This window comes from Buchnera aphidicola (Lipaphis pseudobrassicae) (assembly GCF_005081185.1).
Lineage (GTDB): Bacteria > Pseudomonadota > Gammaproteobacteria > Enterobacterales > Enterobacteriaceae > Buchnera > Buchnera aphidicola_AD.
In genome coordinates this window covers 537,770-543,777 of the sequence record NZ_CP034870.1, presented here as the reverse complement: position 1 = coordinate 543,777, position 6,008 = coordinate 537,770, and the positions used below count along the sequence as shown (strand labels likewise).

Here is a 6,008-nt window from a genome sequence, read left to right as displayed (position 1 = left end):
AAAAAAAACTATTTTTTTATTATTAAAAATGTCCCCTTCGTCTAGAGGTCTAGGACACCGCCCTTTCACGGCGGCAACAGGGGTTCAAATCCCCTAGGGGACGATAAAAAAATATAAAATAATATGTACTAATTAAAATTAATGTGTTATGCTAAATCATAACTCTTTAAAAAAGTTTAAAATATAAAAAAAGCTCTTTAAAAATTCGGAAAACAAGCATAAATAACTTATTTTTTAAAACACCTGTGGGTTGTAAGGTTAAGCAAATAAGCGTACATGGTGAATGCCTTGGCAGTCAGAGGCGAAGAAGGACGTGCTAATCTGCGAAAAGCGTCGGTAAGCTGATATGAAGCGCAATAACCGTCGATTTCCGAATGGGGAAACCCGATGTAAATCAATACATCATTATTAACTAAATAAAATAAGTTAATAAAGCAAACCAAGGGAACTGAAACATCTAAGTACCTTGAGGAAAAGAAATCAACCGAGATTCCCTTAGTAGTGGCGAGCGAAAAGGGAACAGCCTAGAACTATAATCAATAAAAGTTATAGTAGAATGATTTGGAAAATTCAGCGATACAAGGTGATAGCCCTGTATATAAAATAACTTTTATTGTGGGTTCAAAAAGTAGAACGGGACACGAGAAATCCTGTTTGAATACGGGGGGACCATCCTCCAAGGCTAAATACTCCTGACTGACCGATAGTGAACTAGTACCGTAAGGGAAAGGCGAAAAGAACCCCGGCAAGGGGAGTGAAATAGAACCTGAAACCGTGTACGTACAAGCAGTGGAAGCATTTTTTAAATAAATTTGTGACTGCGTACCTTTTGTATAATGGGTCAGCGACTTGTACTCTGTAGCAAGGTTAACCAAATAGGGGAGCCGAAGGGAAACCGAGTCCTAAATAGGCGTTAAGTTTCAGGGTACAGACCCGAAACCCGGTGATCTAGCCACGGGCAGGTTGAAGGTTAGGTAAAACTAACTGGAGGACCGAACCGACTGATGTTGAAAAATCAGCGGATGACCTATGGCTAGGGGTGAAAGGCCAATCAAACCGGGAGATAGCTGGTTCTCCCCGAAAGCTATTTAGGTAGCGCCTCGTGAATTCATCTACGGGGGTAGAGCACTGTTTCGGCTAGGGGGCCATCCCGGCTTACCAATCCGATGCAAACTCCGAATACCGTAGAATGCTATCACGGGAGACACACAGCGGGTGCTAACGTTCGTTGTGGAAAGGGAAACAACCCAGACCGCCAGCTAAGGTCCCAAAATCATAGTTAAGTGGGAAACGATGTGGGAAGGCATAAACAGCCAGGATGTTGGCTTAGAAGCAGCCATCATTTAAAGAAAGCGTAATAGCTCACTGGTCAAGTCGGCCTGCGCGGAAGATGTAACGGGGCTCAAACTATGTACCGAAGCTGCGGCAGCATAAATACTTATTTATTGCTGGGTAGGGGAGCGTTCTGTAAGCCAATGAAGATATATTGTAAAATATGTTGGAGGTATCAGAAGTGCGAATGCTGACATGAGTAACGATAAAGCAGGTAAAAAACCTGCTCGCTGAAAAACCAAGGTTTCCTGTCCAACGTTAATCGGGGCAGGGTAAGCCGACCCCTAAGGCGAGGCTGAAAAGCGTAGTCGATGGACAACAGGTTAATATTCCTGTGCTTAATATTACTGCGAAGTGGGGACGAAGAAGGTTAGATTATCCAGGCGACGGTTGTCCTGGTTTAAATGTGTAGGTATGATAATTAGGCAAATCCGATTATCTTTAATCTGAGGCATGATGACGAATCACTAAGGTGATGAAGTAATTAATACCACGCTTCCAAGAAAAGCCTCTAAGCATCAAGTAAAATTAAATCGTACCCTAAACCGACACAGGTGGTTAAGTAGAGAATACTAAAGCGCTTGAGAGAACCCAGGTGAAGGAACTAGGCAAAATAGTGCCGTAACTTCGGGAGAAGGCACGCTAGTATTAAGCGAAAGGATTTACTCCTCTAACTGAAACTAGTCGAAGATACCAGCTGGCTGCAACTGTTTATTAAAAACACAGCACTGTGCAAACACGAAAGTGGAAGTATACGGTGTGACGCCTGCCCGGTGCCGGAAGGTTAATCGAAAGAGTCAAAGGAAACTTAAAGCTCTAGACTGAAGCCCCGGTAAACGGCGGCCGTAACTATAACGGTCCTAAGGTAGCGAAATTCCTTGTCGGGTAAGTTCCGACCTGCACGAATGGCGTAATGATGGCCAGGCTGTCTCCACCTGGGACTCAGTGAAATTGAAATTGCTGTGAAGATGCAGTATACCCGCGGCAAGACGGAAAGACCCCGTGAACCTTTACTATAGCTTGACACTGAATTCTAAATTTTAATGTGTAGGATAGGTGGGAGGCTATGAAATTAAAACGCCAGTTTTAATGGAGCCAAACTTGAAATACCACCCTTTAAAATTCGGTATTCTAACCTAGTGCCGTAATCCGGTACAGAGACAGTGTCTGGTGGGTAGTTTGACTGGGGCGGTCTCCTCCCAAAGAGTAACGGAGGAGTACGAAGATTGGCTAATCACGGTCGGACATCGTGAAGTTAGTGTAAAGGCATAAGCCAGTTTGACTGTGAGCGTGATAACGCAAGCAGATGCGAAAGCAGGTCTTAGTGATCCGGTGGTTCTGTATGGAAGGGCCATCGCTCAACAGATAAAAGGTACTCCGGGGATAACAGGCTGATACCGCCCAAGAGTTCATATCGACGGCGGTGTTTGGCACCTCGATGTCGGCTCATCACATCCTGGGGCTGAAGCAGGTCCCAAGGGTATGGCTGTTCGCCATTTAAAGTGGTACGCGAGCTGGGTTTAGAACGTCGTGAGACAGTTCGGTCCCTATCTGCCGTGGGCGTTGGAAGATTGAGGGGAGCTGCTTCTAGTACGAGAGGACCGAAGTGGACGCATCACTGGTGTTCGGGTTGTCATGCCAATGGCATTGCCCGGTAGCTAAATGCGGAAAAGATAAGCGCTGAACGCATATAAGCACGAAACTTGCCCCAAGATAAGTCTTCCCTGAAACAGAAATGTTTACTGAAGGGACGTTGAAGACTACAACGTTGATAGGCTAGATGTGTAAGCATAGCAATATGTTGAGCTAACTAGTACTAATGACCCAAGAGGCTTAACCTTACAACACCAGAGGTGTTTTTAAAATAAATTTAATAAAAAGCTTGTTTTACTGAATTAATTATTATGTTTTAATAACACAATTTTATTAAAAAGCCTGGTAAAAATAGTGTAGTGGTACCACCTGAATCCATTCCGAACTCAGAAGTGAAACGCTTCAACGCCAATGGTAGTACGGGGTCTCCCCGTGTAAGAGTAGGTAAAGCCAGGCAAAAAAAACCCGAAATTTTTTTCGGGTTTTTTTGTATTTGAAATAAGTTACTTTCTAGATAACAATAAATCTATATGTTAATCTATTTAGGATCTAAATTGTTTTATCGTGATTTTTATTATTATTTTTTAGAATAATAAAATAATTAATGATTAATTTTTTTTCATTTAGTATATTTTTTCAAGTGAAGGTAATATAGATGTCCAAGATCAAAGGTAATGTTAAATGGTTTAATGAATCTAAAGGTTTTGGTTTCATTACTCCAGAAGATGGTAGTAAAGACGTTTTTGTTCATTTTTCAGCAATACAAAGTAATGGATTTAAAACTTTAGCAGAAGGTCAAAGTGTTGAGTTTGAAATTACTGAAGGAGCAAAAGGACCTTCTGCAGCTAATGTAATTAGTTTATAAAGTAATTTGATGTGTTTTAAAAAAATATAATATCAATATATTTTTTATAGTACGGCTCTTTATCAGGGCTGTACTACATTAAAAAAATGTAATTTATTTATAAAACCATTCTAACTATATTAATTTTACTAATTTCATGATATAAGATTTCAATCTGCTCAAAATTTTTAGCACATATTGTAATTGAAACTGAAAGATAATTTCCTCTGTTACTTGATTTTACTTGAGGTGTATAGTCTCCAGGAATTTGTGTTTGAATAACTTTAATTATTTGGTCAATAAGCTCAGGTTGTGCTAAACCGATAATCTTATAGGTAAAAAAACAAGGGAATTTTAACATTTCTTTCAATTTTTTTTTCATTATTAATTCCTGATTTGTTTTTTGCAATAAAATATTCTATTATTTTTGTATTTTAAATTTTAAAAATATTTTTTTTATATATTTTATATTAAAGTGTTTTTTAATATTTTCGATAAGTAAATAGTTTATGATTTTATCATATTGAGAATATAGAAAATAACATATTTTACGTTATTTTCTTTAAGAATTTTTTTAGAGGATATGGATAATGCTAAAAATTTTTAATACTCTAACTAAAAAAAAAGAAATTTTTCAACCTATTAATAAAAACCAAGTAAATCTATATGTATGTGGTGTAACTGTATATGATTTTTGTCATATTGGTCACGGTCGTACGTTTGTTATTTTTGATATGATATCTCGTTATTTACGATTGTGCGATTTTAAGGTTCAGTATATTCGAAATATTACTGATATTGATGATAAAATTATTTTAAAATCAATTAAAGAAAAAATAAGTATTAATACCTTAACTACTAATATGATAGATAAAATGCATCAAGATTTTTCTCGATTAGGTATTTTGCCTCCTGATAAAGAGCCTCGTGTTACAGATCATATTGATGATATTATTAAAATAATAATGAAATTAATTCAAAAAAAACATGCATATGTTAATCAAAATGGAGATGTTTTTTTTTCGGTAAATAGTTATTGTGATTATGGTGTTTTATCCGGTCAATCTATAAATTCATTACAATCTGGTTTAAGAGTTCCTTTAAATAGTACTAAAAAAAATACGTTAGATTTTTTACTTTGGAAATCAGCTAAAACAAATGAATGTTTTTGGAATTCTCCTTGGGGTAAAGGTCGTCCTGGTTGGCATATTGAATGTAGTGCTATTAATCAAGTTTTTTTTCAGAATTCTATTGATATTCATGGAGGTGGTTCCGATCTTATTTTTCCTCATCATGAAAACGAAAGATCTCAATCTGTATGTTGTAATAATAAATTTATAGTAAATGTTTGGATGCACACAGGAGTAGTAATTACAAATAACCAAAAAATATCTAAATCTTTAGGTAATGTTGTTCTTTTAAGAGAAGTATTAAACGATTATAATTCTGAAGTTTTACGTTATTTTTTTCTATCAACTCATTATCGTCATCCTATGAATTATAGTATTACAAGTTTACAACAATCATATATATCATTAAAATATCTATATACGTCATTATATAATACTAATCCTATTTCTAATATTGAAGAAGGTATGGATTTTGAAAGTGAATTTTATAAATCTATGAATGATGATTTTAATATACCTAAAGTATTTTCTATATTTTTTAATATAGCTAAAATAATTAATTTTTTTAAAACAAAAAATGTACTAAAAGCAAATAAATTTGCTTTTAGATTAAAATATTTAGGAAATTTGTTAGGTTTTTTATCACAACCACCTAAAGATTTTTTACAGAATAAACATACTTTAAAAAAATCCATTATTGAAAAAATAGAAAAATTAATAAAAAAAAGAAATATAGCAAGAAAATTTAAATTATGGAAAGAAGCAGACGATATAAGAAACGAGTTAATATCTTTAGATATAATCTTAGAAGATTTACCTGATAGAACAATATGGCGAAAAAAATAAAAAATTTTTTAAGGATGATAATGTTTTTCACAAGCTTCTAATGTATTTTGAAGTAACATTGCTACAGTCATAGGTCCAACACCTCCGGGAACAGGAGTTATATAAGACGCTTTTAAATATGCTGTTTTAAAATCTACATCACCTACTATTTCTCCACTTTCTAATCGATTAATACCAACGTCTATAACTATAGAACCATTTTTAATCCATTCTCCTTTTAAAAAATTTGGTTTTCCTACAGCTACAATTAACAAATCAGCATT

The 6,008-nt window shown here is 35.3% G+C and carries 3 protein-coding genes, 1 tRNA gene, 2 rRNA genes and 1 pseudogene; 5 read left to right on the top strand and 2 right to left on the bottom strand.

Features of this window, described 5'->3' with window-relative positions:
• Positions 1-30 precede the first annotated feature (30 nt).
• The 4 genes from D9V70_RS02540 to cspE all read left to right on the top strand — a co-directional run bounded on the left by D9V70_RS02540 (position 31) and on the right by cspE (position 3,790).
• Positions 31-103: transfer RNA gene (locus D9V70_RS02540), tRNA-Glu, on the top strand.
• Between the two features lie 153 nt (positions 104-256).
• A 23S ribosomal RNA gene (locus D9V70_RS02535) occupies positions 257-3,173 on the top strand.
• Between the two features lie 93 nt (positions 3,174-3,266).
• Positions 3,267-3,381 (top strand): 5S ribosomal RNA (gene rrf / locus D9V70_RS02530).
• 199 nt (positions 3,382-3,580) lie between these two features.
• Positions 3,581-3,790, top strand: a complete 210-nt coding sequence (gene cspE / locus D9V70_RS02525) for a transcription antiterminator/RNA stability regulator CspE (RefSeq protein ID WP_009874442.1) — start codon at positions 3,581-3,583, stop codon at positions 3,788-3,790.
• 97 nt (positions 3,791-3,887) lie between these two features.
• Here the strand turns inward: cspE and ybeD are convergent, their stop codons facing one another.
• Positions 3,888-4,151, bottom strand: coding sequence for a DUF493 family protein YbeD (ybeD, locus tag D9V70_RS02520; protein ID WP_158356159.1), 264 nt, complete (start codon positions 4,149-4,151; stop codon positions 3,888-3,890).
• 208 nt (positions 4,152-4,359) lie between these two features.
• Between ybeD and cysS the strand changes: the two genes are divergently transcribed.
• Positions 4,360-5,745, top strand: a complete 1,386-nt coding sequence (gene cysS / locus D9V70_RS02515; RefSeq protein WP_158356158.1) for a cysteine--tRNA ligase — start codon at positions 4,360-4,362, stop codon at positions 5,743-5,745.
• A gap of 8 nt (positions 5,746-5,753) precedes the next feature.
• Here cysS and D9V70_RS03370 read toward each other — a convergent pair.
• A pseudogene (locus tag D9V70_RS03370) lies at positions 5,754-6,008 on the bottom strand (bifunctional methylenetetrahydrofolate dehydrogenase/methenyltetrahydrofolate cyclohydrolase); the annotation flags it as partial.